The organism is Streptomyces sp. NPDC058964 (assembly GCF_042741275.1).
Classification (GTDB): domain Bacteria; phylum Actinomycetota; class Actinomycetes; order Streptomycetales; family Streptomycetaceae; genus Streptomyces.
Genome location: NZ_JBHYKH010001011.1, coordinates 1 through 1,219, shown reverse-complemented (window position 1 = coordinate 1,219; position 1,219 = coordinate 1). Strand labels below are relative to the sequence as shown.

Sequence of the window (1,219 nt, the reverse complement as noted above, 5' to 3'; positions counted from 1 at the left end):
ACTCCGCCGCGGACCCTGGTGACCAGGAAGACGCTGCGCGCCTCAAGACCGTCCGAGGTCTGCCAGACGCGTACGTTGCCGATGTGGCGCCGGGTGCGCGAGCGAGGGCTCTCTGCATGGGCATGCTTGCTCTTGAGCCGTTCGACGCGGCCCGCGAGGGTGTTCATCGTGTCGTGTACCAGGTGCAGGGTGGTCGCCGGGTCGTCACTGAGATCTTCCGGGGTGGGAATCAGATAGACGGCGTCCGGGTGGAACAGTGCCAGCCATTCCTCGAGTCGCCACTCGTCCAGCAGCGCGGCCTCATCGAAGAGGAACTGAGAGACGGCGCTGATGACCTCATGGTCACGCACCCTGGCAGCGTCGCCCAAAGCGGTACGCCCGATCACCGAGGAGGTGAGGCCGTTGGCAATCATGGTGTCAGCTCCTTGTTCCTGGGCACAGGTTCGCCCGTTCGGTCCTCGGCCGTCAGAAGTTCGGCCAGGGCGGCAGGCTGGGACCAGAAGGGCGAGTGGGACGTGGGCAGGCTGATGATGTCTGCGCCGAAGCGGGCCTCGGCCGCCTGGCGGCCCCAGTTGCCTGAGACCGCGCGGTCTGCCTCGCAGACGACGTAGCGGGTTGGTGAGGGGACGTCCCCGGTCCACAGGGTCTTTTCCGTGAGTACGCCGGCAGCCTGTGGTCGTAGCCGGGCTGCGGCAGCGGCCGCATCGGCCGGAGTGCAGTCGTGGTAGAAGAGGTCCGCGGCAAGGTCCGGTGGCCAGTAGCTGCGGCCTTGATCGTCTTTGAGCTGCTGCGGCAGGAACGAGCTGTAGAAATCCTCTGCCATCGGTCGGGAAGCGGCCAGTTGGTCGCGCCAGCTGGCGCCTGGAAGTGGCAGCAAGCAGGACAGCAGCACCAGCTCACGGACAGGTCGTCGCTCGGCGTACACCGGAGCAATCAGGCCGGCCATCGAGTGCGCGACCAGGACGGTGGAGCGTGGGTCATCGACGTACTTGTCGATGGCGCGCAGATAGGCTCCGCTGTCGGCCTCTGGGGCGTCTGAGGGCAGGTCCACAGCGACGGCCCGGTGACCGCGTGCCTCAAGCTCGGGTACAAGACGATCCTGCGGAAACCTGCCAACTCCTTTCTTCGAAGAAGGCGTGCCTCGCGCTTCGGGCGCCGTAGGAGTGCTGCCTCAGGACCCGCGGCTTCGCGGTCCCTGCAATGGAGGTCGGGATGAGAG

General features: G+C 66.6%; 1 protein-coding gene and 1 pseudogene. Both read right to left on the bottom strand.

Features of this window, described 5'->3' with window-relative positions:
• Positions 1 to 413 (bottom strand): aromatic-ring-hydroxylating dioxygenase subunit beta (locus tag ACFW2E_RS47265; protein WP_384478457.1); only part of this gene is annotated, 413 nt, incomplete at its 3' end.
• Positions 410 to 1,084 (bottom strand): annotated as a pseudogene (locus ACFW2E_RS47260) (alpha/beta fold hydrolase); the annotation flags it as partial. The pseudogene ACFW2E_RS47260 and the gene ACFW2E_RS47265, both read right to left, overlap by 4 nt.
• Positions 1,085 to 1,219: the final 135 nt, after the last annotated feature.